Below are 26,888 nucleotides of genomic sequence, written 5' to 3' on the forward strand. Positions count from 1 at the left end.
GCTCTCGCCGTGATCGTGCTCTTTGCGCTTGGGGGTCTGTTCCTGTGGATGGGCATAGACGGCTATCATATCGCCAGCGCCATCGATGGCGAAGGCCCGTCCAATCCGCTTCTGAAGACGGTCGAGCACAGCGCAGGGGCGTGGCTTACCAACTACGGCACCCATCCGTGGATGATGATCGCGCCGGTTCTCGGTTTCCTCGGCGCGGCAGCCGCCTTGCTTGCCATGCTCGGCCGGCGAGAAGTCACGGTGCTGCTGTTCAGCAAGCTTGCCATTTTCGGCATCATTTCGACCGTTGGCTTGTCGATGTTTCCCTTCCTCTTGCCGTCATCGCTTGATCCACGCTCCAGTCTGACGGTCTGGGATGCTTCGTCCAGCCATCTGACGCTGTTCATCATGCTGGTCGTCACCATCATCTTCCTGCCGATGATCCTGGCCTACACCGCGTGGGTCTATCGCGTGCTGTGGGGCAAGGTCGACGAAGAGACTGTCAACGACAAGGGCGGTCACGCCTACTGATCCTCAAGGAGATTTTACATGTGGTACTTTGCCTGGCTTCTCGGCTTCCCCCTCGCGGCGGCGTTCGCCGTTCTCAATGCCATGTGGTACGAACTCGTGGACGATCAAGCGAAGGCGAAAGCCGCGCGCGCTCAGGAGAAATGAACAAAACCTCCGTCCCGACCCAAATGGAACCTTGCCACAGGATTGGCACGTCAGCTGAAGCCGGCGTGCCGAATTTCGCGATAAACCAAGGAGGACATTCATAGCAGGTCTTCGCTGCTTGAGACTGCCTGGATGATCAAATCAGTTCATTATGCCGTCAATTGCAGCAGTAACTGTCCGCGCAAAACATCCATCAATTGAAAATATTGCGACATTTGGCCTTGCCGGGGATGAAAACCGGGGCCGGCGCCTCTACATAATTCGAGTTGTATGCAACAATATGCGATCAATGCCGGTCCCAATCCCAGCTTAGGCCCGGTCCCGGTGCGGAGCATGAAATGAAAGACTGGCATCCCGATCTCAGCCGCTCCTCCAGCCCCCGCTACATTGCCATAGCAGACCTGATAGAAATGGATCTGCGCACCGGTGTTCTCGTCGCCGGCGACAGGTTGCCGCCACAGCGTGCGCTTGCCAAGCGCCTCGGCATCGACTTTACGACGGTGGCGCGCGGTTACGTCGAGGCTCAGAAACGCGGTCTGGTGGACTCGCATGTCGGGCGCGGGACTTTCGTGACGGGCAGGCAGGAAAGGGAGCGCCGCAATTTCATCGTCGATGCCGCTCCCGATCCGCGCCGTGCTGTCGCGATCGATTTTTCGATGAATCTGCCGCCTGAGCCGAGCGACCCCGATCTTCTTGCCCGCATGCGGGAAGGCATGTCCGTGGTGGCGGCGGATCTGGTCCCCTTGCTGCGCTATCAAGGTTTTGGTGGCACCGGCATGGACAAGGAGGCTGCCAGTGCATGGCTCAGCCGCCGCGGCCTTTCCCCGGCGCGGGAGCGCATCTTCGTAACTCCCGGCGCGCATCCCGCCTTGCTGGCGATCTTCGGCCTGCTCGCCAAATCGGGTGAAACCGTGCTTTCGGAGAGCATTACCTATCCCGGCATGCGTTCGATCGCGGCGCAGCTTCGGCTCAATCTCGCAGGCCTCGCCATGGATGAAGAAGGCATTTTGTCGGAAGCCTTTGCCGAAAGCTGCGAACGGCTGCGACCGAAGGCGCTTTACCTCAATCCGACGCTGCAGAATCCGACCACTCTTACGATTCCGCAGAAGCGCCGGGAGGCGATCGCCGCCATTGCCCGCAAATATCGCGTGCCGATCATCGAGGATGACGCCTACGGCTTCATTCCGCTGGATGCGCCACCGCCAATGGCGGCAGTCGCGCCGGATCTGACCTGGCATATCGGCGGATTGGCGAAGTGCATCGGAGCCGGTCTGCGCCTCGCCTTTGTCGTGGCGCCGGACACGAAGTCGATATGGCCCTTCGTGAGTGCGATGCGCAGCAGTAGCGTCATGGCGTCGCCACTCAACATGGCGCTCGCGACACGCTGGATCGAGGATGGCACCGCCGACGGCATTCTGCGTTTCATTCGCACCGAGGCTGCCGCCCGTCAGGAGATGGTCGCAGACATCTTGCCGGCCGGCAGCTACAGGGCCGATCCTATCAGCTTCAATATCTGGCTACCGCTCGGCGGCGGCTGGACGCGCGCTATCTTCAGCAGCCATATGCGCGATGCGGGCATAGGCGTTGTCGCAAGTGATGCTTTCACGGTGGAGGGCACGGCACCCGAAGCGGTGCGCGTTTGCCTCGGCGGTCCGATCGGTCGCGACGCCTTGAAGGGTGCGCTGAATTTTATGGCCCATGCACTGCAAGGGCCGCCGGAAATGGCCGCGTCCTTCTTCTGATATCCTTGCCGGAATATCGTTATTGATTGGACGGAGACAGGCTCCGGCGCGGCGGTCGTTTTCCTTGATCCGAGCGGCCTCCACTGCGTCATTCTGACTGATGGACTTATCATTCGCGTTCATTGTACCTATATTGGATGCATTCAATATTAATATTGATCGCAGTCGTTCAGGAAATTGATCGAGGAGTGATGCTGTCATGGATGCCGATTATCCCCCGCTGAGTCCGTTACAAACAGGCATTCGCTGCCGTTGTCCGCGTTGCGGGCAGGGGCGTCTGTTCGATGGGTTCTTGACCCTGCGCAAGGAATGCGAAGCCTGCGGCCTGGATTATTCCTTCGCAGATCCCGCCGACGGGCCGGCTTTCTTTGTCATTTGCTTTGCCTGCATCCCGAGCGTGCTACTTGGCGTTTGGCTCGAGGTGGCGTTCTCGGCGCCGGTCTGGGTCCAGTTTCTGGTGACCGGTCCGTTCATGCTGGCGACCTGCATTCCGCCCTTGCGACCGTTGAAGGGCTGGCTGATTGCAAGCCAGTATTTCTACAAGGCGGAGGAAGGTAAACTTGTCCGGTTGCCGGAAAGCGATACGCCACATACGGCGAATTGAAGAGTGGCATGCCTGCCTGGCGCCGAAAGGCAGCCAAGTTGGTCCGTCATCGTGACGTTTCGACAGCATTTTTGCTGATTGTATAAGGGTCGGCGATAGCTGGCCTACGACGCCCATTAGCGAGCATAGAGCAGTATCGCGCCATCCACCCTGGAGCGGCGGCGTTTGCCAGCGTGTGATCCTCACATGTCGGAAACACTTATCCACTTGACGGATATCCTACAAGTCAATAGGTTCGCTTCCAATCTCGGTTGGGAGTCCGGTTCTATGGTCGGCAAAGTCATACAGCCATTGACGCGTGCACCGCTGTTGCATGTTTCCGTGCAGGAGAGCCTGCGCAGCTATATCGCCGACAACGGCCTGCAGCCCGGCACCATGCTGCCAGCGGAAGGAGAGTTGGCGACGCAATTGGGCGTCAGCCGAAACTCTCTCCGCGAGGGTATCAAGGCGCTCGAATCCCTCGGTGTGCTGGAGACGCGCCGCGGTATCGGCATCTTCGTCAAGGCATTCTCCTTTGCGCCGCTGCTCGACAATCTCGCCTACGGTCTCGGCGATGCGCTGCGGCACATGGAGGAAGTGCTGGAGATCCGCCGTACGCTCGAAGTCGGCCTGATCGGCAAGACGCTCGAGATGATCGGGCCGGAGGATCTGGCCGAATTGCGCGCCACCACCGATCGTATGCGCGCCCATGCCGAGCGCGGCGAGCCCTTTGCCGAAGATGATCAGCTCTTTCACCGCCTGCTGTTTCGTTGCCAGGGCAACGAGACCTTCGTTCGCCTGATCGATGTCTTCTGGCTCGCTTTTTACAAGGCGTCCCGCTTTTTCGATCTGGACGATGTCGATCCCATGGCCACCTGGCGTGACCATGAAGCGATCGTCGATGCGCTGGAATCCAAAAATCTGAAGGAGGTGCGCATGCGCCTCGACCGCCACTACGAGGGAATTTCGCAGGTGATAGCCAACAACAAGAAGAAATAGCCATCACGAACAAGGGGAGGAGGATATTCATGAGGAAGACTTTTCATCTGTCGACAATCGCGTTGGGAGCATTGCTGTCGGCCACCGCGATGCCTGATATGAGCGGCATGGCTGCGCCTGCCGTGGCTGCCACGATGTCCGGTGGATTCGATGTCGGTCCGGGCGGCTTTCAGGGCAATTTCAATCCGCTGGCAGCAACGGCCGGCCTCACCTGGCTCAACACCTATTTCGAGCCGCTCGTCAGCTATGACGAAAAGCTGCAGAAGATCGTCGGCGTGCTTGCTTCCTCCTATGAGGTGAGCCCGGATCAGCTGACCTACACGTTCAAACTTGCCGATGCCAAGTGGCACGACGGCAAGGCCTTCACGGCCAAGGACGCCAAATTCACCGTCGATCTTGCGGCGAATTCCAAGACCGGCTCGGTCTTTGCCGCCCGGTTTAAGCTCCTGTCATCCGTAGAGACGCCGGATGATCATACCCTTGTCGTCAAGCTGTCCGCGCCGTCGGCGAGCCTCCTCGATACGCTGGCCAAGATCATGGTTTTGCCCGAGCATGCGCTTGCTGCCATACCTGCCGATCAGCTTGCAAAGAGCAGCTGGTGGTCGACGTCGCCGATCGGGACCGGGCCATTCAAATTCGTCAAATATGTGCAGGATCAATATGTCGAGCTGACAGCGAATCCCGACTATCGCGGCGGCAAGCCGGTACTGGATCGGCTGATCAACCGCTATTTTGCCAATCCGGCCGCGGCGATCTCGGCGCTGCGGGCAGGTGAGATCCAGTTCACCTATGTCGATTCCAACGATGTGCCGACCTTCAAGGACGACAAGTCGTTCCAGGTCATCGAGGGCGATTCCTTCGTCGTCAATTATCTCGGCTTCAATCAGGATTCGCCGCTATGGAAGGATCTTCGCGTCCGTCAGGCCGTCATGCACGCCATCAATCGCGATGCGATCATCAAGAGCCTCTATGGCGGCGCGGCCAAGCCCGCCAATTGCGCTTATGTGGCCAGCCAACTCGTGCCCGATGGCATTGACGCCTATCCCTACGATCCGGCCAAGGCCAAGCAATTGCTCGATGAGGCCGGCTGGGACAAGATCAACGGCGACAAGCCCATCGCCCTGCTGACCTATTACAACACGCCGCTTGCGACGAATGTGCTCGCAGCCGTGCAGGCGATGCTCGCGCAGGTCGGCATCAATGTCGTGCCGCGCGCCGTCGATGCGCCGACCTACAACGGCATCGTGCTCAACCCCAAGGCCGACGCGTCGCAGTTTCAGCTCGTCTATGCCGGCCTGCAAAACGGACCCGATCCGAGCAACATCAATACCGGGCTCAACGAAAAGCAGATCCCTCCGGCAGGGGCCAATGTGGTGCGGGCACGCATGCCCGATCTGACCAAGGCACTCGATGCTGCGATTGCCGAGACGGATGCCAGCAAGCGCGATCAACGCTACCAGGATGTCTGCAAGGTCATGAACAAGGACCTGCCCTGGGCGACCATGTGGGTGGCGAACCGTTATGGGGTCGTGTCGTCCAAGGTGAAGGATTTCGTCTGGACGCCGGCGCCCGGCGGCGGCCCCTACATCGCGCATCCGGAAGCGTGGAAGCTCGCAAACTAGAGCAAATCCAGGAAAAGCGCGCAGCGGTTTTCCGTCGGGAATTGCGTGAAACAAAGAGATAGAGCGGTTCGGAGAGTCCGTGAAAGGCTGAACCGCTCTGGGTTTTCGGCCGCCCGTAAATGCGGCCGGCGCCTTCCTCGAAACATAGGTTCGATATGCTTCACTATGGTCTCAGGCGTCTTGTGATCGGCATCGGCATGCTCGTGGCCCTGAGCATGCTGGTCTTCGTTCTGCTGCGGTTGACGCCGGGCGATCCGATCGATGCCTATATCGATCCGAGCACGCCCCTGTCGCCGGCTGCCATGGCCGATCTGCGCGAGCGCCTCGGTTTGGATCGGCCGCTGCCGCTGCAATATGTCGGCTGGCTGCTGCAGGCGTTGCAAGGCAATCTCGGCTATTCCGTCAAGCGAGCCGATCAGCCGGTCTTGACGCTGGTGCTGTCGCGCATCGGCCCGACCGTGTTGCTGATGGGCTCGGCCCTGGTCATGGCGGTCATTGCCGGCATTGCCGCGGGGGTTATCGGTGCCGTCAGGCGTAATTCGGTGACGGATATCTCGCTCTCCGTGCTGGCGTTGGCCGGCATATCGAGCCCGGCGTTCCTGAGCGCACTGCTTGGCCTTTATATCTTTGCCGTGCGCCTCGGCTGGCTGCCTTCAGGTGGTATGCTGACGCCGGGCGAGGACTTTTCCGTTGGCGACTTGCTCCGGCATCTCATTCTGCCGGCTTCGCTTCTGGCGATCGCCCAGGCGGCGCTCATCATGCGCTACATGCGGGCGTCATTGCTGGAAGTCCTCAATCAGGACTATGTGCGCACGGCGCGCGCCAAGGGGGTGTTCGAGTTCTGGGTGATCGTCAAGCACGCCCTGCGCAACGCGCTGCTGCCTGTGGTGACGGTCATCGGCTCGACCATCGGGCTTGCGATCGGCGGCGCGATCTTCGTCGAAAGCGTCTTCAACTGGCCGGGCATGGGCCTGCTGCTGGTCGACGCGGTCACGTCGCGCGACTATCCCGTCATCATGGGGGCGACCCTTGTCATCGGCGCCTGCGTCATCGTCGTCAATCTGCTGACCGACCTCGCCTATGCGGTGATCGATCCGCGCATCAAGGTGGGCTGAGCGATGCTGGCGCGAACCGAACGACCAAGCCACGGCCCGCTTGCCCGAGCCTTCGACCGCTTCCGGCTGAACGGGGCCGCCCTGTTCGGCGTTGGGATCGCCGTGCCGCTGCTACTGTTGATCGCCACCTATCCGCTATGGTGGCGGTTCCAGCCCAACGATATCGATCTCCTCGCCATGAACGCGGCACCCAGTGCGACCCATTGGTTCGGAACGGACGGCGTCGGGCGTGACGTCTTTGCCCGAGTGCTCGAAGGCGGCCGCATATCGCTGATGGTTGCGGCAGGTTCCACCGTCATTTCCGCCATTATCGGCTTCCTGTTCGGCTTCGTTTCCGCCTTTGCCGGGCGCTGGGCGGATGCGCTCAGCATGCGCTTCGTCGATCTGGTCATGACCTTGCCGCCGGTCATCTTCCTGCTGGTACTCGCCTCGATCACCGGCACCGGCATCCTTCCGACAATTCTTGTCATATCGCTGCTGTCCTGGCCGCTGCTTGCCCGCATGGTGCGCTCCAGGCTGCTCGAGTTGCGCGAGCGCGATTTCGTGACGGCGGCACGTGGCATGGGTGCCGGGCTGCCGCACCTCCTACTGCGCCACGGCATGCCGAACTGCATCGATATCCTGGTGGTTTATGCCACGACGCAGGTGGCGAACGCGATCCTTTTGGAGGCCGGGCTTTCCTTCCTCGGGCTTGGCATCGCGCCGCCCGCAGCGAGTTGGGGCAACATGCTCAATGCTGCCCGCTCCACTGCCGTTCTCGAACAATATCCCTGGCAATGGCTGTTTCCCGGCGCCGCGCTGGTTCTGGCCGTCCTTGCCATCAATTTCATCGGCGACGGGCTGAGGGATGCCTTCGATCCGCGCGCCGAACTTCACTGAACCGAAGAAAGAAAGAGACAATGAGCAAATTCAAGGGCGTGGTGCCCCCCGTCGTAACGCCGCTGAACGACGATTTCACCGTGGATTACCCATCCTATACGCGGGTGTTGGAGCATCTGATCGATGGCGGCTGCCACGGCGTCTTCGTGCTGGGCTCCACCAGCGAAGTCATCTTCCACGACGAAAGGACGAGGCAGGAGATCATCGAGCATTCCGCCAAGATCGTGAACGGGCGAGTGCCCCTGCTGGTCGGGACCATCGATCCCACGACCGACCGCGTGATCGCCCATTCGAAAATCGCCAAGGCGGCCGGAGCCGACGCTGTCGTCGTGACGGCTCCCTTCTACACGGTGACCAGCCAGTCTGAGATATTGGATCACTTCCGCTATATAAGAGATGCCGTCGATGTGCCGCTGGTTGCCTATGACATTCCCGTCTGCGTGAATGTAAAACTTCAGCGCCAAACCGTGGTCACCCTCGCAAAGGAGGGGACCATCATCGGTTTGAAGGATTCAAGCGGCGACGATGGCAATTTCCGCTATGCGCTGCTCGATCTTGCCGATCACAAGGATATCTTCTTGATGACCGGCTCCGAGATCGTCGTCGACAATGCGCTCCTGATGGGCGCGCATGGCGTCGTGCCCGGCATCGCCAACGTCGATCCGCATGGCTATGTCCGGCTGTGGGATGCGGCACAACGCGGCGATTGGGTCGCGGCCCGGCGCGAGCAGGAGAGGCTTTGCCGCCTGTTCGAGATCGTCTGGGTCGCGCAGGGGCGCGTCAGCGGCGGCGCGGCCGGCATCGGCGCCTTCAAGGCCGCGATGAAGAGCCTCGGCATCATTGATACCGCGGTCATGCCGCGCCCGCGCGCCGCGCTGAATGCCGAAGAAACGGCCAGGATCGATGCGATCCTGAAAAACGCAGGGCTGCTCTGAGCATGATGACGCCGGCTGCCCAACCCGTTCTCGATATCAGGGGACTGAGAACGGTCTTTCGCACCCGTGGTGGCGAATTGACCGCCGTGCGCGATATCGACCTGACCATTGATGCCGGCGAGACGCTGGCGCTGGTGGGCGAGTCCGGTTCGGGCAAGTCGGTGACGAGCCTATCGGTGATGCGGCTTCTGACGCGCAATGTCGGGAAGATTGCGGCCGGCGTCATCAGATTGCGGGATCGGCAGGGTATCGTCAACGACCTCGCCGCGTTGGATGATCGCCACATGCGCGAGATCCGCGGTGGCGATATCGGCATGGTGTTTCAGGAGCCGATGTCGAGCCTCAATCCGGTGCTGACCATCGGTGATCAGATTGCCGAGCCGATCCGCATCCACCGTGGGGCGGATCGTGCAAGCGCAATGCGCGAGGCGATCGCACTGCTGGACAGTGTCGGTATTCCGGATGCCAAACGCCGCGTCCGGCAATATCCGCACGAACTGTCCGGCGGCATGCGCCAGCGCGCGACCATTGCCATGGCGCTTGCCTGCGATCCCGTGCTGTTGATCGCCGACGAGCCGACGACGGCGCTCGATGTCACGATACAGGCGCAGATCCTCGATCTCATGCAGCGTCTGCAGCGGGAGCGCGGCATGGCGATCCTGTTCGTCACGCATAATCTCGGTGTGGTAGCCGAGATCGCCCATCGGGTCGCGGTCATGTATGCCGGGCGGATCGTCGAGGAGGGGCCGACCGAAGCGGTGTTCCGCAATCCGAGACATCCCTATACCCGTGGGCTTCTTGCCTCCATGCCGCGGCTTGGCGAGGCGACTCGGATGCGGCAGGCCGGCAAGCAGCTCTATGCCATTCCCGGCGTCGTGCCGGGTCTGACGCGAATGCCTTCGGGCTGCGCTTTCGCGCCGCGTTGCGCGCATGCGATCCATGCTTGCAGCGAAGCCGTGCCGTCTCTCGAAACCGTCGAGGCGAGCCATGCGAGCCGCTGTATCCGCTGGCGGGAGATTTAGATGACCGAAGCGCTTGTCTCCATCCGCAACCTTGCCAAGGATTATGTGTCCCGCGGTGCAAAGCTTTCCATTCTTCGCGATATTTCCTTCGATATCGGAAAGGGGGAAGTCGTTGGGCTCGTCGGCGAATCCGGCAGCGGCAAAACGACGATCGGCAGGTCCATCCTGCGGCTGGTCGAGCCATCGGCGGGCAGCGTGCGTTTCGACGGCACCGAAATGACCAGGCTCGGGGCCGGCGATCTCAGACGGATGCGGCCACGCATGCAATATATTTTTCAGGACCCCTTCGCCAGTCTCTCGCCGCGCATGACCATCGGCGAGATCCTGACGGAAGGCTTGAAGATCCAGCGTATCGGCAGCCGTCTCGATCGGATGGATCGCGCGCGGGCAGCGCTCGAACAGGTGGATCTGCCGGCAGAGGCCATCAATCGCTACGCCCATGAATTTTCCGGCGGTCAGCGCCAGCGGATCGGGATAGCCCGCGCACTTGCGCTCGGGCCGGAATTTCTCGTCGCCGACGAGCCTGTCTCGGCACTGGATGTTTCCATTCAGGCACAGGTCATCAACCTGCTGCGCGGCCTTCAGCAGCGGCTATCGCTCACCATGCTGTTCATCTCGCATGATCTTGCCGTAGTCGAATATCTCTGCGACCGCGTCATCGTCCTCTATCTCGGACGCATCATGGAGATTGCCTCTAGCGCCGATCTCTACGCCAGACCGTCTCATCCCTATACACGCGCTCTGCTATCGGCCATCCCGTCGCCCGATCCGGATCGCAGGCGCAACAGGCAAATCCTGAAGGGCGATATTCCAAGCGTGGCAAATCCGCCGAGCGGCTGCGTCTTTCGCACGCGCTGTCCCCTGGCGCTCGACGCCTGCGCAGCGGCAGTGCCGCAATTGCGCGAAGTTGCGCCGGGGCAGTTCAAAGCCTGTATTCGCGACGATCTTGATTGATCCAGCTCTGAGCTGATGCAGGCCTCTTGGGCAATGCGGCTGACCATGCCGCACTGCACATTTGATCAAAGATGCCACCCTCCATGTCAAAAAAGTATCGGTCGAGCGTACAGGGCGTAGTAGCGGAGGGTTGCTGCTAGGGGTAGATTTACCACATAGAAGACGCGATGGCCTCTGGGAGGAGGCGCCGTAACCGTAGCAACACGGACGGACGAAAGGAGGCTTGCCGATGAATCCCGATTTGGAAGTTGTCGCGATCGGCAGCGGCGAGTCCTTCAAGGCCTGGGAACATGGCTATCCCTACCGCACGGTTCGCTGGCATTTTCACCCCGAATATGAAATCCATCATGTCGTCGCGACGACAGGCCAATATTTCATTGGCGACTTCATCGGCGAGTTCGAGCCTGGCAATCTGGTGCTGACGGGGCCGAACCTGCCGCACAACTGGGTCAGCGACGTGCCCGTCGGCGTCACCCTGCCGCTACGCTGCCGCGTCCTGCAATTTTCCGAATCCTTCTTTGCCGATGCCAGCAAGGTCTTTCCCGAACTTTCGGCCTGCGCCGGTATTCTTGAGACGAGCCGGCGCGGCGCGCTCTTCACGCCCGAAACCGCTGCCATCGTCGGCCCAATCCTTGGCGAGCTGGTGGAGGCGTCAGGCATTCGCCGGATAGAACTCTTCATGAACATCCTTGATGCGATGAGCAGCGCACAGGGCACGCAGACGCTCGCGAGCGCCGGCTATCAGCCGGACCCATCCGGCTTCATGTCGGCCGGCGTCAACCAGGCGCTCGCTTTCATCAATGCGCATCTGACCGAGCCGTTCAGCGAGTGCGATCTGGCCGAACTGACCGGTCAGAGCCCGAGCGCCTTTTCACGCAGCTTCCGCCGCCATACCGGCATGGCGCTGGTGCAGTATGTCAATCGGCTGCGCATCAATTTTGCCTGCCATCTCCTGATGAGCAAGGCAGAGATGACGATCACCGACATCTGCTTTGCCGCAGGCTTCAACAATATCTCGAATTTCAATCGGCGTTTTCTGGATCAGAAGGGCATGGCGCCTTCCCGGTTTAGATCGCTCCTGGCACAGCACGCGCGCGCGGTGGAGGCCGCCTAACAAAAGGGAGGACAGGGAGGAAAGGCAGAATTCAGGACAAGCGAACGGGCAGGCAGCTTTGCCGCTCGAAGGAAAAGGCTTGTCCGAAATTTACCGCCGCCTCGGTCGGATGACCGCCGGCGGGAACGCATCAAACAAGAGAGCATCGCGTGCGGACAGCCGCGATGATCGAGGGAAACTATTACCATTTGGAACGGAGAAATTCCAATGAACCATTTCGCATTGAAAATCGCCGGCGCTGCGGCGCTTGGCCTCGGCCTTCTGGCCGGCACCTCTGCCTTCGCGCAATCGGCCAAGGTGACAGACGCGACCGTTGCCTTCCTCATGCCCGACCAGAGCTCCACGCGCTATGAAGAGCACGACTTCCCCGGCTTCCAGGCGGAGATGAAGAAGCTTTGCGCCGGCTGCAAGGTCATTTACCAGAATGCCAATGGCGATGCCTCACGCCAGCAGCAGCAGTTCAACTCGGCGATTTCGCAGGGTGCGAAGGCGATTGTGCTCGACCCGGTGGACTCAACGGCCGCTGCTTCGCTGGTTAAGCTCGCGCAAAGCCAGGGCGTGAAGGTCATCGCCTATGACCGCCCGATCCCGTCGGCTGCTGCCGACTACTATGTCTCCTTCAACAATGAAGAGATCGGCAAGATGATCGCCAAGTCGCTGGTCGATCATCTGAAGGCGAAGGGTGTGAAGGCGGGCGATGGCGGCCTTCTCGAAATCAACGGTTCGCCGACCGATGCGGCCGCAGGCCTGATCAAGAAGGGCATTCATGCCGGCCTCGCCGATGGCGGCTATCCGGTTCTGGCGGAGTTCGACACGCCGGAATGGGCGCCGCCGAAGGCGCAGCAATGGGCGAGTGGCCAGATCACCCGTTTCGGCAAGAAGATCCTCGGCGTCGTCGCTGCCAATGACGGTACGGGTGGTGCAGCGATTGCAGCCTTCAAGGCCGCAGGCGTTGATCCGGTGCCGCCGGTGACGGGCAACGACGCGACCATCGCCGGTCTGCAGCTCATCATTTCCGGTGATCAGTACAATACGATCTCCAAGCCGAGCGAGATCGTTGCCGCCGCCGCCGCCAATGTCGCAATCGAGTTGCTCTCCGGCGAGACGCCGAAAGCCGACACGAAACTTTTCGACACGCCGACCAAGCTCTTCACGCCGGCCTTGGTTACGTCCGAGAACCTCAAGGCCGAGATCATCGACAAGACCGTCAACGGCAAGCCGATCCAGACGCCCGCACAGCTCTGCAACGACCGTTACGCCGATGGCTGCAAGAAGCTCGGTATCGGCGGCTGAGTTCTGCCTCCCAAGCTCCGGCCGCTTCGGCGGCCGGAAACCGATAGAATTCTAACCCGAGAAGGTGGCTGGTCATGAGTGACGCTTCCGATCATCGAGCCCCGGATGGCGAGCTTGTGCTCAGCCTCAAAGGCATCTCCAAACACTTCGGCGCCGTCTCGGCACTGACGGATATCAACCTCGATGTTCACGCCGGCGAAGTGGTGGCGCTTGTCGGCGACAACGGCGCCGGCAAATCGACGCTCGTCAAGGTTCTGGCCGGCGTCCACCAACCGAGCGCCGGCACGATCACGTTCCGCGGCAAGCCGGTGACGCTCAGCGACCCCGCAACCGCGCTCGATCTCGGTATTGCCACCGTCTTTCAGGACCTGGCGCTCTGCGAAAACCTCGATGTCGTCGCGAACATCTTTCTCGGCCGAGAATTGAGCCCGATGAAGCTCGATGAAACGGCGATGGAGGTTCGGGCCTGGACACTGCTCAACGAGCTTGCAGCGCGCATCCCGAGTGTGCGCATCCCGATCGCATCGCTGTCGGGCGGCCAGCGACAAACGGTGGCGATTGCCCGCTCGCTGCTGCTTGAGCCGAAGCTCATCATGCTCGACGAGCCGACTGCCGCACTTGGCGTCGCACAGACCGCCGAGGTGCTGAACCTCATCGAGCGCGTCCGCGACAAGGGGCTCGGCGTCATCATGATCAGCCATAACATGGAGGACGTGCGCGCCGTCGCCGACCGCATCGTCGTGCTGCGTCTCGGCCGCAACAACGGGATTTTCTATCCCGACACGTCAAACCAGGAACTGGTCAGCGCCATCACCGGCGCGACGGAAAACTCCGTGTCGCGACGCGCGGGGCGGCGTCAGGCCCAACAGGAACAAAGAGAAGGGGGCCAGCCATGAGCGAGAACGGCAAGCAATCCACCCTGCTGCTCGATCGCAGCGACGTTCGCGTCAACCATGATACCGGGCTTGCGGCCACCATCCGCTCGTCGATCGACAAGATCCGCTCCGGCGACCTCGGCTCTTTGCCTGTTGTCGTCGGGCTTGTCATCATCTGGACGGTGTTCGGTACACTCAATCCCATATTCCTTTCGAGCAGCAATCTCGCCAACCTGCTGTTCGACGCTTCGACGGTCGGCATCATCTCGCTTGGCATCGTCTGCGTGCTGATGGTCGGCGAGATCGATTTGTCCGTTGGCTCGATCAGCGGCTTTGCCTCGGCCATGGTCGGCATGCTCTGGGTCAACGAGGGCTGGCCGGTCGCTCTGGCGATCCTGGCCGCGCTCGTCGTCGGTGGTGTGATCGGCGCTATCTATGCGGTGCTGTTCAATCGGCTGGGCATGCCGAGCTTCGTTGCGACGTTGGCGGGTCTTCTCGCCGTACTCGGCATGCAGCTCTATCTGCTTGGCGCGACCGGTTCGATCAATCTGCCCTACGGCTCGGCCATCGTGAATTTCGGCCAGTTGCTGGTCATTCCCCGTCCGCTCGCTTACGTCTTCGCGCTCATTCCGGGTGCCGTCTTGCTCATCACCGGCTTGAGCGCCGTGCGGCGGCGCAAGCAGGCAAACCTGTCGGCACCTTCCGTTAGCGGCCTGCTGATCAAGGCCGCTGTCATCACGGTTGCGCTAGAGTTCGTCGCCTTCTATCTCAATCAGGATCGCGGCATCCCCTGGATGTTTGCCCTGTTCGTTGTGCTGGTTATCGTCATGGACTATGCGCTGACGCGCACCCAATGGGGCCGGTCGATGTCCGCCGTTGGCGGCAATCGCGAAGCGGCACGGCGTGCCGGCATCAATGTCAGGCGGATCTATACCAGCGCCTTCGTGCTCTGCGCCATGTTCGCAGCCCTCGGCGGCGTCCTGGCGGCGGCACGTCTTGCCTCAGCCAGCCAGCAGGCGGGGACCGGCGACGTCAATCTGAATGCGATCGCCGCAGCCGTCATCGGCGGCACCAGCCTCTTCGGCGGTCGCGGCAGCGCCTATTCGGCACTGCTCGGCATCATAGTCATCCAGTCGATCGCCAGCGGCCTCACCATGCTCGATCTGTCGTCGGCGCTTCGCTACATGATCACCGGCGCGGTTCTTGCCATTGCCGTCATCGTCGATTCGCTCGCCCGTCGTTCCCGCGCCTCGCATGGGCGTGGCTGATTTCTTCAAGAAGGTAAGGATTGTTATGAGACAGGATTTTGCCGGCAAGGTCGCCGCCATCACCGGGGCTGCGTCTGGAATTGGCCTGGAATGCGCCAAGTCGCTATTGAACGAGGGCGCCAGCGTCGCCCTCGTCGACCGGGCGGAAGAGAGCCTGAAAAGCCTTTGCGCCGAATTGGGGCCAAACGCCCATCCGGTCGTCGTCGATCTTCTGAAGCCCGAAAGTGTCGCGACCATGTTGCCGCAGATTCTCGACAGGTTCGGCAAGCTCGATATCTTCCATGCCAATGCCGGCGCCTATATCGGCGGCGAGGTAGCAGAAGGCGATCCAGATGCCTGGGACCGGATGCTGGACCTCAACATCAACGCCGCCTTCCGTTCGGTCCGCATGGTGCTGCCGCACATGATCGAACGGAAGACCGGCGATATCGTCATGACCAGCTCGATCGCTGGTCTCGTGCCGGTGGTCTGGGAGCCGATCTATACGGCATCCAAGCACGCCATTCAGGCCTTCACGCACACGGTGCGGCGTCAGGTTGCCAAGCATGGCATCCGGGTCGGTGCCGTGGCGCCGGGGCCGGTGGTGACGGCGCTGATCAGCGACTGGCCGCAGGCAAAGCTCGATGAAGCGATTGCCGCCGGCGGTCTCATGGAGGCGACGGAAGTGGCGGAAGCTGTGGTCTTCATGCTATCCAGACCGCGTAACATCGTAATCCGGGATCTGGTGATCCTGCCCTTGAGTACGGATCTCTGATGACGGCACCTTATTTCATTGGCATCGATGTCGGCACCGGCAGCGCCCGGGCCGGAATTTTCGACGCACATGGCCATCTGCTCGCCGCCGCCAAGCGGCCGATCACCATCTGGCACGAGGCCGGCAGCATCGTCGAGCAGTCGAGCGAGCAGATCTGGAGGGCCGTCTGCGATAGCGTCAAGGAGGCTGTCGCAACGGCGAAGGTAGCGGCCAGCGATGTCGCCGGTATCGGCTTCGACGCGACCTGCTCGCTGGTCGCGGTCAAGGCCGACGGCGAACCCGTGGCTGTAGGCCCTTCGGGGGATGCCGATCGCAACATCATCGTCTGGATGGATCATCGCGCCGCCGGCGAGGCCGCCGAGATCAACGCCGGCGACCATGCCGCGCTGCGTTATGTCGGTGGTCGCATCTCGCCTGAGATGGAGACGCCGAAGCTCCTGTGGCTGAAGCGAAAGCTGCCGCAATCCTTTGCTGCGACCGATCATTTCTTCGATCTTGCCGATTATCTGACCTGGCGCGCGACGGGTTCGCTGCAACGGTCGGTCTGCACGGTGACGTGCAAATGGACCTATCTCGCCCATGAGAAGCGTTGGGATGCCGCGTATTTCAAAAACATCGGCCTGGGCGAGTTGGCGGACGAGGGTTTTGTGCGGATCGGCACCGAGATCGTCGAGCCGGGGACTGGGCTTGGCGAAGGCTTGAACGATGTCGCCGCGCGTGATCTCGGCCTCGCGATCGGCACGCCGGTCGGCGCGTCGCTGATCGATGCCCATGCCGGTGGTGTCGGGACGCTGGGCGGGCAGGGGCCGGATGGAAGGGCGGATGTCAAAAACCGGCTCGCCTATATCTTCGGCACCTCGGCCTGCTCGATGGCATCGAGCGAAGGGGCCGTTTTTGTCGATGGTGTCTGGGGTCCGTATTTTTCGGCCATGGTGCCCGGTCTCTGGCTGACCGAGGGTGGTCAATCGGCCGCCGGCGCTGCGATCGATCATCTCGTCAGCATGCATCCTGCTACTGGCGAAGCGCGCCAGAAGGCCGAAGCGGAAGGTCTTTCGCTGGTTGCCTGGCTCGACCGGCAGGCCGTGAAGGCAAGCGGGAGCACTTCAGACGCTGTGAAGCTCGCGCAATCCATTCAGGTCGTTCCCGAATTCCTCGGCAATCGCTCTCCCTATGCCGATCCGGATGCGCGTGCCGTCATCTCTGGTCTAGGATTGGAAACCGGCATTGAAGACCTGGTCGCACTCTATGTCGCCGGCCTCTGCGGTATCGGCTATGGCCTGAAGCAGTTGCTCGAAAAGCTGGGTCAGGATGGCATTGACTGCGATCTCATCATTGCAAGCGGTGGTGCCGCCCAGAGCGGTCTTGTGCGCCAGCTGCTGGCGGATACGACAGGCAGGCCGGTCGCTGTCGCGGATACGGAGGAGCCGGTTCTTCTCGGTGCGGCCATGCTTGGCGCCACAGCTGGCGGTCATTGCGGCTCGCTCGTTGAAGCCATGGCAACCATGTCGCGACTGGCGAAGCAGTTCGAGCCGGCCGATGGTGCCATCAAGACGTTGCATGAGCGGCGCTACGAAGCTTTCGAACTGCTGCAATCGGCAGATCGCAGCATTCGCGCGCTGATGGCGTCGTAAGTCCCGCCCTCAGCCGCGGTAGCGCAACGCCTCCAGCACCACCGCAAAGGCGGAAGACGGCTGGCGGCGGCTCGGATAATAGAGATGGTAGCCCGTCCATGGCGGGCACCAATCCTCCAGTACGCGGACGAGGCGGCCGCTTTCGATGTGCGGCCGCACCAGGCCGTAGGGCGCATAGGCCAATCCGTAACCATCGACGGCGGCGGCCAGCACCTGCCTGACACCGTTGAACGTGATTTGCCCGTCCACGCGCACCCGCAGTTCTTCGTTGCCCCTTTCGAACTCCCACACGTAGTTGCCGCCATGCGTCGGGAGCCGCAGGTTGACGCACGTGTGAGCGGTCAGGTCCTGAGGGACGATTGGTTTGGTGCGTCCCTCGAAATAGGATGGAGAACCGACCACGGCAAACGGCTCATCGGGCGCGATGCGGACGGCAATCATGCCGTTGGCAACCGTCTGGCCGAGGCGCACGCCGGCGTCGAAGCGCTCCGCGACGATATCCGTCAGGCCGTAATCGTTGATGATCTCGACATGGATGTCAGGATAATCCTTAAGCACGCTGGCAAGCTTCGGCCAGATATAGGTATCGACAGCATAGTCGACCGAGGTGAGACGGATCGTTCCCGCCGGCTTTTCTCGGAGCTCGGTGACGGCAAAGAGTTCGGCTTCGATTTCCTGGAAGCGCGGCGTCAGTGATTGCAGCAGGCGCTCGCCCGCCGGTGTCGGGCTGACGCTGCGCGTGGTGCGCGTCAAAAGTCGGACGCCCATGCGCTCCTCGAGCTGCCGCACCGTGTGGCTGAGTGCCGATTGCGAAACGCCGAGCTGGGCCGCAGCGCGCGTAAAGCTCCGTTCTCTGGCGACGGCGAGAAAGAATAGCAGGTCGGTGACGTTTTCGCGTAGCATCTATGAGTGTCTCTCATATGTCAGGCGATGCTCTTATCATGGAATGAACGAGTCATATAGCGACCGTATGGGAGCGAAAGGCCAAAACACAGATTCGGCAGCCGTTCTGCTGTTTCGGCCCGCTACAGTGGGACGCGATATTTATCACTCGGGTTCATAAGTCTATGCGAGCGTGACCCACTACTGCTCCGAAAATTGTGGGCTAGATTAGCCTCATAAAGTCGAGCCATTGCGGCTCATCGCCAGAAAGGACGTCATCATGGATATCAAGAGGAACGGCACGCAGCCCTCGGGCAAAGGTCCTTCGGACTGGTTCACCGGTACCGTACGCATCGACCCGGTCTTTGCCGCCAATGAGGCGCGCAGAGCCGCAGCCGGCAGCGTCACGTTTGAACCAGGCGCAAGGACTGCGTGGCACACCCATCCGCGCGGCCAGACCCTGATCGTCACTGCCGGCTTCGGTCTCGTTCAGCGCGAGGGCGGCCCGATCGAGGAGATTCGCCCCGGAGACGTCGTCTGGTTCGAGCCGGGCGAGAAGCACTGGCATGGCGCTTCGCCGACGACAGCCATGACCCACATCGCCATCCAGGAACATCTTGACGGTAAGGTAGTCGATTGGATGGAGCATGTGACGGACGCCCAATATCAGGGAAAGTGAGGTCGAAGACGATGACGGAAGGTATCAAGGACAAGGTCGTGGTCGTCACGGGCGCGAGCAGCGGCCTCGGTGAGGCGGCCGCCCGCCGTCTTGCCAAGGATGGCGCCAGGCTCGTTCTCGGGGCGCGGCGCATCGATCGCCTGCGGGAACTGGCAAAAGAGCTTTCGTTGGGCGAGGGGGCCGTCGTCCAGACGGATGTTACGGATCGCGCGCAGGTGAAGGCGCTCGTGGACCACGCTGTCAGGCAGCATGGCCGTATCGACGTGCTCATCAACAATGCCGGTCTAATGCCGAGCTCTATGCTGGAGCGCCTTCACATCGACGAATGGGATCGGATGATCGACGTCAACATCAAGGGCGTGCTCTACGGCATTGCTGCTGTTCTTCCCTATATGAAGGAGCAGAAGAGCGGGCATATCATCAACGTTTCCTCGGTAGCTGGGCACAAGGTCGGGCCGGGCGGGGCTGTCTACTCGGCGACGAAGCATGCCGTGCGGGCACTTTCCGAGGGTCTGCGCCAGGAGGTAAAGCCGCACAATATCCGCACGACGATCATCTCGCCCGGTGCTGTCGCAACCGAGCTGCCGGACACCATCACCGATCCGGATGTCGCCGCCCGCATCAACGAGGTCTATAAGGGCGCGATATCGCCGGAGGCATTTGCCAGCACCGTGGCTTTCGCCATAAGTCAGCCGCAAGATGTCGATATCAACGAGATCCTGTTTCGCCCGACGGCACAGGTCTACTAAACGAAACAACCGGCCGGCGAGGCATTTGCGACCTCGCAGGCCGCGTCAAACGGGGACGAAAGAAGAGCTCATGATTCGGCTTGTGATTGGCGCGGCACTCGCGCTTGCAGCGCTTACCTGGTCCAATGCGCAGTGCATGCAGATGCCGACGGGCTTTTCCCTGCCGTCGAGCAGCGTATTTGCGGCTGATTAAACCCGGCCGCTAGTTGGTGAATGTCGCCATCACGGTGATGCTGGCCGTAGGCAGATCAGCATTCGCCCGCATCGCCACGCTATCCTCGATCCATTGGCCCGAATCGAGGATATCCGATGACTTCCCCTAAGCGTCCCATGCCGAGCGAAGCCGGGATCTCGCAGTTCATGGAAATCTGCGATTCCTTCTATCCGCCGGACGCGGTAACGGCCACGATCGCGCAGCAGCGTGAATGGTATGATGCCTTATGCGCCCGTTTCGATCGTCCCTTGCCGGAGGGCATGCAGACCAGCGATGAAGTCGTATCCGGAACGATTCCCGTCAGGCATTACAAGCCCGTCAATATCCGTACGGCAACACACCTGCTCTATCTCCACGGCGGCGGCTTCGTCGTCGGTTCGCTTGAGAGTCATCATGCGATCTGCGCCGAAATTGCCGATCATGCCGGCGCCGAACTGATCTCTGTCGACTATCGACTGGCGCCGGAGTATCGCTGGCCGGCGCAGACGGATGACTGTTTCAGCGTGCTCAAACAACTGCTCGCCGAGAAGAAATCGGTCGTGCTGATCGGCGACAGTGCCGGCGGTAATCTAGCGGCGGGATTGGCGGTGCGGGCGAAAGCTGAGGGGATTTCGGGAATTGTCGGCCAGATTTTGATCTATCCGGCACTCGGTGGCGATCTCGTCTCCGGCTCCTATCAAGAAATGGCCGAGGCACCGGGTCTGACGACAGCGGATGTCGCCTATTACCGCACTATTCTACAAGCGCCCGAAGGCGATCCGGTCTCCGGTCCGCTTCTTCTGCCGTCCGTCGCCGATCTTCCTCCGACTTTCATCACGGTGGCGCACTACGATCCGCTGCGCGACGACGGCCGCAACTATGCGGCTCGCCTCGCGCAGGCCGGCGTCGAGGTGTGGTTTCGCGAGGAGCCGCAGATGGTGCATGCCTGGCTGCGGGCACGGCATATGAGCGAGGGCGCACGCGCCGGCTTTGCCGCCATATGCGCGGCGGCAAGCCGCTTTGCTGGCTCCCGCTGACCTACATCAGGTCACGCGCGATACGCTTCTCCTCGAATATCTTCCGGAAGATCTCGGTCTCGCCCTCATAGGCAACGACGGAGGCGCTGATGACCCAGTCCCTCGCAGTGCAGGATATGGATGATGTCGCCACCGTGCGGACGAACCAGCCGGGACGTTGCATGTCGCACGTCCATGTCGAGATACCCGTCATCGACAGCGGGTCATCCGGCGCGATCGACCAGGTCTCCTCGCGCAATTGCCGCGTCGAAAGGCCGGTGCCGGGATGTTCGGAAAGGCCGGTATCCTCATGGATTTCATAGCGCGTGACGCCGGCCGAGAGATCGCGCATCACCTGTCGCTTCGTCGAACCCGCTGCATGTTCGATATACTTCGGCAGCGGGTTGGGATTGTCAGGCTGCTTGACCTCGATGAGCTCATGCGCACCGAGCTGAGGCAAGGCGAGGCCGATGGAGGCGATATCGATCGTCAGGCCGGGATCTTCCGGCGGCGGCAGCACCATCGGCCAATAGGCCGTCGACAGCGACAGGCGGATGCGATGACCCTTGCGGAAACGATAGCCGCAGGCATCGAGTGTTACCGTCACTCGGACCAGCTGACTCTTAATCAGTGGCTCAGGCGCGGCATTGCCATTGCGATGGGCGAGATTGAGCACGCCGAAGGAGACGCGCGTCGCCGTGCCGTCCGGATGGATATCGACAAGCCTTGCGCAGAGATTGGCGGTTTCGGCGTCGCACCGCAGCGTCAAGGTGACGACCGGGCGGCCGAGATAATCGTGATCCTCGACCAGCGGCGCGGTCTGGAAAGTCAGCGACCCGGCGTCGTCGATACGCTGGTCGATCGCCATTTCCGCATCCGGCTTCAGGGTGAACCATTCGCCCGAGGCGGTGCCGGTGTCGAGCGGCGAGCGCAGATAGACCGGATGTTCCGGCGCATGCGGGATCGGCATGCCTTCCATCAGCGTGCCGAACTGCTCAACGTAGAAGCACTGCATCTCCGGCTGGCGCCATTCTGGTTTGGCGATCCAGAAACCGGGATCGAAATCGCGGCGTTTTGCGGGTTTGGCTGCGTCGAGAATATAAGCGCGCACGGATGGCATGGCCTCCGCGCCGTTGCGCTCGCCGCGCAGCCAGTGGTTCCACCAGGCGATGGCCTCTCCGTGGAAATCGGCGCGCGGCTTCGGCCAGGCGAAATGCGGATATTTGTGAACCCACGGACCGATCAACGCCTTCGCCTTATCCCCGAGCCCTTCGACCGCCAGTAGCGGCGTGTTGCGATAGCCATCCGCCCAGCCGGCGATGACGATGGCCGGGATATCGAAGCCGGCGAAATCCTCGCAGATCGAACCATGGCGCCAGAAATCATCGCGACGCTGATGCTGGAGCCATTCCTCCATGAAGAAGGGTTCCTGCTCCAGGCGTTCCAGCCACATACCCCGCCAGTCGTCGCCGACGATGGCCGGATCGGGCGAACGCGATTGATAGCCGAGCATGGTCGCCGCCCACGAGAGCTGGGCGGAGAGATGGCAGCCATTCTTGTAATGGATGTCGTCATTATAGCGATCGACCGTGGAGGCGATCGAAATCACCGCCTTCAACGCCGGAGGCTTCAGGGCCGCGACCTGCAGGCAATTGAAACCGCCCCAGGAAATACCCATCATGCCGACGGAGCCGTTCGACCAGGGCTGGGCCGCGATCCAGGCGATCAGCTCGCAGGCATTGGCAAGCTCAAGCTCTGTATATTCGCCGTCGATGATGCCGCTGGATTCTCCGGAGCCTCGGATATCGACGCGGACGCCGGCGATGCCGGCTGCTGCAAAGACCGGGTAGGTGGATTCATCGCGGGGGCTCGTCCCGTCGCGCTTGCGGTAGGGCAGGAACTCGAAGACCGCCGGCACGGGATTGCTCTCCGCGCCATCGGGCATCCAGATGCGGGCCGCAAGCCGGGTGCCGTCCTTCAGGGTGATCCACTGATTTTCGATGGTGGTGAAGCTGCGCTCAGTCATGATCATATATATCCCGAAGAGGCTTATGCGTTAAACCATACGCGGCTGCCGATGTAGCCGTTGGACAAATCGTTGCCGATGTCGTCGACATATCCCTTCAGCGTTTTCGAAGAGGCCATGATGTAGTCGTTGAAGACGGGCAGGATGAGGCCGCCATCGTCTCGCACCATCAGAGCCAACTGTCGATAAAGCACCTTGCGCTTGGTGTCATCGAGCTCCGCCCGTGCCTGCAGCACCAGCTTGTCGAAGTCAGGGCGCTTGAAACGCGTGTCGTTCCACTCGGCGCTCGATAGGTATGAGGTGGAATAGCGCGAATCCTGGGTCGGGCGGCCACCCCAGAAGGAGGCGCAGAAAGGCTGCTTGTTCCAGACATTGGTCCAGTAGCCGTCTTCCGGTTCGCGCTTGACGTCGATCTTGATGCCGGCCTTGCTTGCGCTTTGCTGGAACAGGATCGCCGCATCCACGGCGCCCGGAAAGGCTGCGTCGGAGGTCAGCAACTGAACCGGACGATCGAGGCCCGATTTCTTGAAGTGGAAGGCGGCCTTGTCCGGATCATAAGACCGCTGTTCGATATCGGTCGGGGCCAGAGCATAGTTGGAGTTGACCGGATAGTCGTTGCCGATGGTGCCGTAGCCGCCCAGAACCTTATCCAGGATCGACTGGCGATCGATGGCATATTTCAGCGCGAGACGAAGATCGTTGTTGTCGAAGGGGGCCGTGTCGCAATGCATCAGGAAGCAGTAGAAACCCTTGCCTGCGTTCCGGACGATGTCGACAGTCGGTGCCCGCTGCAGCATCGGGACGGTCTTCGGATCGACATTGTTGACGAAATGCACCTGGCCTGAGGCAAGCGAGGCGATGCGGGCGGTGTTGTCGTTGATGACGAGGATTTCGACGCTGTCGACAAAGCCGCGGTCGGAGCGCCAATCCTTAGGGTTCTTCTCGAACGTCGCGCGAACGCCGGGTTCGAAGCTCTTCAGAATGTAGGGGCCCGTGCCGATGGCGGCCGCCGGCTTTTCGACGCCGCCCTTCGGCTGGATGATCAAGTGGTAATCGGTCAAGAGCAGGGGCAGGTCCGCATTGCCTTCGGAAAGCGTCAGGACAAGATCCCCCGCCTTTTCCTCGATACCGGTGATCGAGGCCATGAGCCCGAGAGCGCCCGATTGCGAATTCTTGTCCGCGTGCCGCTTCAGCGTCGCGACGATATCGGCGACGGTCATCTTGCTGCCGTCGTGAAACTGCACGTCGTTGCGGATCTTGAAGGTCCAGACCGAGGCGTCGGCCGACGGCGTCCAGGAGGATGCCAGCGACGGCAAGGGAGCGCCGGTCTTGGGATCGGATTCGACGAGCGTATCGCCCCAGAGGCGGCCGATGACGAACAAGACGGTTGCGCTATAGGTCGCCGGGTCGAGCGCATCGCTGGTGGCGCCGCCTTTGAGGCCGAGCTTCAGGTGGCCGCCATGCTTGGCTTCCTGAGCGCGGGCATCGCGCGGCATTAGAAGACCGGAGGTGAGGGCCGGCAAGGCACCCAGCGCGACGGCGCCACCCAGGAAGTGGCGGCGACCGATTTTCAGCTGTGAAGATTGATCCTTTTCATGCGTCATGACAGTTCCCTCGTTTTGCATTTTGTAGGTGGGAACGTAGAGGTCGGGCCGGCTCACGCAATTTCGCGACTTGACGCATCTTTAAGCAAGTTTACGCTAGTCTTTCCAAGACGGAGCCGCCGATGCCTTATCTGGTCGAGAACCTGAAAATTGCCTGCGCAACGCAGCGTTCCATTTCGCATCTGTGCCGTGCAATCGATATCAACCGGCAGCAATTTAACCGATACATCAACGGCCAGACGAGACCGTCCGCCCATAATCTGGCGCGCATCGCCAAGTATTTCGATCTCGATGCAGCCGATTTCGGCCTTGCTCCCAAGCTCTTTCGCGAGCGCCTTCGCAAGCCGGCGCTCAGCTTCAATGAAAGTTCAGAGCTGTTGAAGGCGTTTCCCGGAAATCTGACTGCGCTCAGGCGCCATATCGGCTATTTCCAGACCTACCATCGCTCGCCGTCCTGGCCAGGGATGATCGTCTGTTCCTGCAGTCGGCTCGTCGAGCAGGATGGGCTGGTGCATGTCAAATCGATGGAGCGCCTGCGGGACCCTGGAAACGGCATCCAGCAGTTTTCGAAATATGTGGGCTTGGCAGCCTTCTATCGCAATCGGATCTTCATCACCGAACGCGTCGTCGGCCCGAATTCCATGTTGTCGCAGACGATCTTGCTGCCGTTCGATGAGCACCAGCGCGTCTATCTGCGGGGAACAACCATGGGGGTTTCCTGGCGAAAGGAAAACCTGCCCTATGCGTCCCGAATGATTTGGCGGCATGTCGGCGCTGAACCGGACCTGCGTGAACTTCTTTCGCGCTGTGGTCCCTTGCCACTGTCATCGCGCCAGCTGCCGCCAACGGTGCGCTCCTTCCTCGCCGATCCATCTGCCGAGGTGTATGCCGTGCCAGCGGAATATTGACGACCTCGATTGTCGGGTTCGTCCATTCGGCACGACGGCTCTCCAAGGATGACACCGCTTGCCCTTGCTACCGAAGAGCCTGCCTTCGGCCAGATGGGAGCCAATTTCGGCTGGTCATTCGATTGCTCAATGACGCAGACCATAAAATACAAGAGCAAGTTGTGTCTTTACAGAATATATTAATGATCGCTTTATAAGAATACTGTCTATAATTGCATTAGTGACGCATGCTTCGATACTCGAGGGCGCTTAAATGCTTTTCTCTGTGAAAACAGATGCGGATTCCAGCCACTGTGCCTATGTCAGCGATCTGCTTCGTCGGGAGGCAAAGATCGATCTGGAGCACAAGGCTGACATTCCAGATGTCGTTTCAGTCAATCGGTCCCTGAATTTCATCAAGCGCTTATGGAGTGAAACCGGGGAGGAGTGGGATGTCAATGTATTCTATCGTCATCGCACCCTTGACGCACTCAGCCTTGCAATTTCCGGTCACGAAGACCTCTCATCCCAGCCGAAAATCGTAGAACTCCGCGGCGGGGAAGGTGCGGTGCCGCTACTGCTATTTGCCGGCGGCGCAAGCTGCTTTCTGGAGATGCAGCAACTCATCAAGGAAATCCGCTTTCCCGGGCCGATCCTGGGTATCGCTTTGACGGACTTTAATCGCGATCGTCAGCATCCGGCAACAGTCCAGGATGAAGTTGCAGAGACGCTGAGAACGCTGCAGGCAGCAGGGATAGGAGAGCCCTATCGATTGCTGGGTTATTCTTTCGGCGGTGTTTTTGCCTTGGAGCTTGCGCGCGCCTTGAGAGCGCAGAAGAAGGAGATCGCGTTTCTCGGGATGCTCGATACCCCGCTGGGTGAGCAGGAATGGCCGTTGATGCTCTGGGGCAAGTTCATGTGGCAACGCTGGAGGAGAGCCAGAACCAGAAAGAAAAATCTCACGAAGAGTGGTCTTCGCCCGTCCGGCCAGCAACTGACAAAGCCAAACCGGCTGGCTATCGGGCGACGAGAATATTTCGCAAGAAAGCTGAAGCCGCTCTCGTTCCGCTATGCTGATCCGCACACGGCCTACTACCCGGAACTGGCACCCCAATGGATGGGAGAATATCCCCCACATTATGATGCCGCCGCCCGGCAACTCCTGCGCATGAAAGGCGTTTACAAGCCAGATCGTTACGACGGCGAGCTGACTTTCTTTCGCAGCGCTCAAGGCTCTCCTGTCGATTGCGATCCGAAATCCATATGGAGGCACCTTCTGGTGCATGCGGAGTGGGTCGATGTTGCCGGCAATCACCAGAGTATGATCGTTGGCCGCAATGCCAGCGCATTGGCTCTTGAACTCAGCACGCGCCTGACGCGCTGAGCCCTCGATTTACATGAAA

At 60.9% G+C, this 26,888-nt stretch carries 26 protein-coding genes; 23 read left to right on the top strand and 3 right to left on the bottom strand.

All coding sequences use genetic code 11. From position 1 onward, the window contains the following. The 17 genes from cydB to BJ928_RS29105 form a co-directional block, all read left to right on the top strand. The coding region (gene cydB / locus BJ928_RS29025; RefSeq protein ID WP_120296733.1) for a cytochrome d ubiquinol oxidase subunit II at window positions 1-519 on the top strand (519 nt) is incomplete at its 5' end. A gap of 18 nt (window positions 520-537) precedes the next feature. Beyond that, complete coding sequence (gene cydX / locus BJ928_RS29030) at window positions 538-663, top strand: cytochrome bd-I oxidase subunit CydX (RefSeq protein ID WP_047634591.1); 126 nt, start codon at window positions 538-540, stop codon at window positions 661-663. Window positions 664-1,001: 338 nt separating this feature from the next. Continuing rightward, complete coding sequence (locus tag BJ928_RS29035; RefSeq protein WP_047634589.1) at window positions 1,002-2,405, top strand: PLP-dependent aminotransferase family protein; 1,404 nt, start codon at window positions 1,002-1,004, stop codon at window positions 2,403-2,405. Window positions 2,406-2,604: 199 nt separating this feature from the next. Continuing rightward, window positions 2,605-3,009, top strand: a complete 405-nt coding sequence (locus BJ928_RS29040; RefSeq protein WP_047634588.1) for a DUF983 domain-containing protein — start codon at window positions 2,605-2,607, stop codon at window positions 3,007-3,009. Window positions 3,010-3,276: 267 nt separating this feature from the next. Continuing rightward, entirely contained in the window at window positions 3,277-3,987 is a 711-nt protein-coding gene (locus tag BJ928_RS29045) for a FadR/GntR family transcriptional regulator (RefSeq protein ID WP_047634586.1), read from the top strand. A gap of 29 nt (window positions 3,988-4,016) precedes the next feature. Next, window positions 4,017-5,609 carry an ABC transporter substrate-binding protein gene (locus tag BJ928_RS29050; protein ID WP_047634584.1) on the top strand — a complete coding sequence of 531 codons (1,593 nt, stop codon included), beginning with the start codon at window positions 4,017-4,019 and terminating at the stop codon, window positions 5,607-5,609. 155 nt (window positions 5,610-5,764) lie between these two features. Next, window positions 5,765-6,724 (top strand): ABC transporter permease, encoded by a 960-nt coding sequence (locus tag BJ928_RS29055; protein ID WP_047634617.1) that lies wholly within the window; start codon window positions 5,765-5,767, stop codon window positions 6,722-6,724. A gap of 3 nt (window positions 6,725-6,727) precedes the next feature. Then, complete coding sequence (locus tag BJ928_RS29060) at window positions 6,728-7,603, top strand: ABC transporter permease (RefSeq protein ID WP_047634583.1); 876 nt, start codon at window positions 6,728-6,730, stop codon at window positions 7,601-7,603. Between the two features lie 20 nt (window positions 7,604-7,623). Next, window positions 7,624-8,538 carry a dihydrodipicolinate synthase family protein gene (locus BJ928_RS29065; protein WP_047634582.1) on the top strand — a complete coding sequence of 305 codons (915 nt, stop codon included), beginning with the start codon at window positions 7,624-7,626 and terminating at the stop codon, window positions 8,536-8,538. Between the two features lie 5 nt (window positions 8,539-8,543). Next, window positions 8,544-9,560: an ABC transporter ATP-binding protein gene (locus tag BJ928_RS29070; protein WP_047634616.1), complete on the top strand. Its 1,017-nt coding sequence runs from the start codon at window positions 8,544-8,546 to the stop codon at window positions 9,558-9,560. Then, complete coding sequence (locus BJ928_RS29075) at window positions 9,561-10,514, top strand: oligopeptide/dipeptide ABC transporter ATP-binding protein (protein ID WP_047634580.1); 954 nt, start codon at window positions 9,561-9,563, stop codon at window positions 10,512-10,514. It abuts the gene before it with no gap. A gap of 229 nt (window positions 10,515-10,743) precedes the next feature. After that, the gene (locus BJ928_RS29080) at window positions 10,744-11,628 is read left to right on the top strand and encodes an AraC family transcriptional regulator (protein WP_047634579.1); all 885 of its coding nucleotides are present in this window, start codon (window positions 10,744-10,746) and stop codon (window positions 11,626-11,628) included. 207 nt (window positions 11,629-11,835) lie between these two features. Beyond that, window positions 11,836-12,921: a sugar ABC transporter substrate-binding protein gene (locus BJ928_RS29085; protein ID WP_047634578.1), complete on the top strand. Its 1,086-nt coding sequence runs from the start codon at window positions 11,836-11,838 to the stop codon at window positions 12,919-12,921. 74 nt (window positions 12,922-12,995) lie between these two features. Further along, a complete protein-coding gene (locus tag BJ928_RS29090) occupies window positions 12,996-13,817 on the top strand; it encodes an ATP-binding cassette domain-containing protein (RefSeq protein ID WP_047634576.1) in 822 nt (273 codons plus the stop codon). Beyond that, window positions 13,814-15,064 (top strand): ABC transporter permease, encoded by a 1,251-nt coding sequence (locus BJ928_RS29095; RefSeq protein WP_047634575.1) that lies wholly within the window; start codon window positions 13,814-13,816, stop codon window positions 15,062-15,064. Before BJ928_RS29090 ends, BJ928_RS29095 begins: the two co-directional genes overlap by 4 nt. Window positions 15,065-15,089: 25 nt before the next feature. Then, window positions 15,090-15,818 carry an SDR family oxidoreductase gene (locus BJ928_RS29100; RefSeq protein WP_047634615.1) on the top strand — a complete coding sequence of 243 codons (729 nt, stop codon included), beginning with the start codon at window positions 15,090-15,092 and terminating at the stop codon, window positions 15,816-15,818. After that, complete coding sequence (locus BJ928_RS29105; RefSeq protein ID WP_047634574.1) at window positions 15,818-17,449, top strand: FGGY-family carbohydrate kinase; 1,632 nt, start codon at window positions 15,818-15,820, stop codon at window positions 17,447-17,449. The genes BJ928_RS29100 and BJ928_RS29105 overlap by 1 nt, the downstream gene beginning before the upstream one ends. 9 nt (window positions 17,450-17,458) lie before the next feature. On the opposite strand, the gene BJ928_RS29110 is transcribed toward BJ928_RS29105, so the two are convergent. Next, entirely contained in the window at window positions 17,459-18,352 is an 894-nt protein-coding gene (locus tag BJ928_RS29110) for a LysR family transcriptional regulator (RefSeq protein WP_047634573.1), read from the bottom strand. Window positions 18,353-18,611: 259 nt separating this feature from the next. Between BJ928_RS29110 and BJ928_RS29115 the strand changes: the two genes are divergently transcribed. The 4 genes from BJ928_RS29115 to BJ928_RS29125 all read left to right on the top strand — a co-directional run bounded on the left by BJ928_RS29115 (window position 18,612) and on the right by BJ928_RS29125 (window position 20,989). Then, window positions 18,612-19,010, top strand: a complete 399-nt coding sequence (locus BJ928_RS29115; protein ID WP_047634613.1) for a cupin domain-containing protein — start codon at window positions 18,612-18,614, stop codon at window positions 19,008-19,010. A gap of 11 nt (window positions 19,011-19,021) precedes the next feature. Continuing rightward, window positions 19,022-19,759, top strand: coding sequence for an SDR family oxidoreductase (locus BJ928_RS29120; protein ID WP_047634570.1), 738 nt, complete (start codon window positions 19,022-19,024; stop codon window positions 19,757-19,759). A 70-nt stretch (window positions 19,760-19,829) separates the two neighbouring features. Then, window positions 19,830-19,952: a hypothetical protein gene (locus BJ928_RS39755; RefSeq protein WP_281024160.1), complete on the top strand. Its 123-nt coding sequence runs from the start codon at window positions 19,830-19,832 to the stop codon at window positions 19,950-19,952. 116 nt (window positions 19,953-20,068) lie between these two features. After that, entirely contained in the window at window positions 20,069-20,989 is a 921-nt protein-coding gene (locus BJ928_RS29125; protein ID WP_047634569.1) for an alpha/beta hydrolase, read from the top strand. A gap of 1 nt (window position 20,990) precedes the next feature. On the opposite strand, the gene BJ928_RS29130 is transcribed toward BJ928_RS29125, so the two are convergent. Then, window positions 20,991-22,994, bottom strand: a complete 2,004-nt coding sequence (locus BJ928_RS29130; protein WP_047634612.1) for a CocE/NonD family hydrolase — start codon at window positions 22,992-22,994, stop codon at window positions 20,991-20,993. Window positions 22,995-23,017: 23 nt separating this feature from the next. Next, complete coding sequence (locus BJ928_RS29135) at window positions 23,018-24,598, bottom strand: ABC transporter substrate-binding protein (protein ID WP_047634568.1); 1,581 nt, start codon at window positions 24,596-24,598, stop codon at window positions 23,018-23,020. Window positions 24,599-24,720: 122 nt separating this feature from the next. On the opposite strand from BJ928_RS29135, the gene BJ928_RS29140 reads away from it, so the two are divergent. Beyond that, window positions 24,721-25,506, top strand: coding sequence for a helix-turn-helix transcriptional regulator (locus BJ928_RS29140; RefSeq protein WP_047634567.1), 786 nt, complete (start codon window positions 24,721-24,723; stop codon window positions 25,504-25,506). Between the two features lie 253 nt (window positions 25,507-25,759). After that, on the top strand, window positions 25,760-26,869 hold the full coding sequence (locus tag BJ928_RS29145) for a thioesterase domain-containing protein (RefSeq protein ID WP_047634566.1): 1,110 nt from the start codon (window positions 25,760-25,762) through the stop codon (window positions 26,867-26,869). The last annotated feature ends 19 nt before the right edge of the window (window positions 26,870-26,888 follow it).

It is taken from the genome of Rhizobium sp. WW_1 (assembly GCF_003610155.1).
Taxonomy (GTDB): Bacteria; Pseudomonadota; Alphaproteobacteria; order Rhizobiales; family Rhizobiaceae; genus Rhizobium; species Rhizobium tropici_A.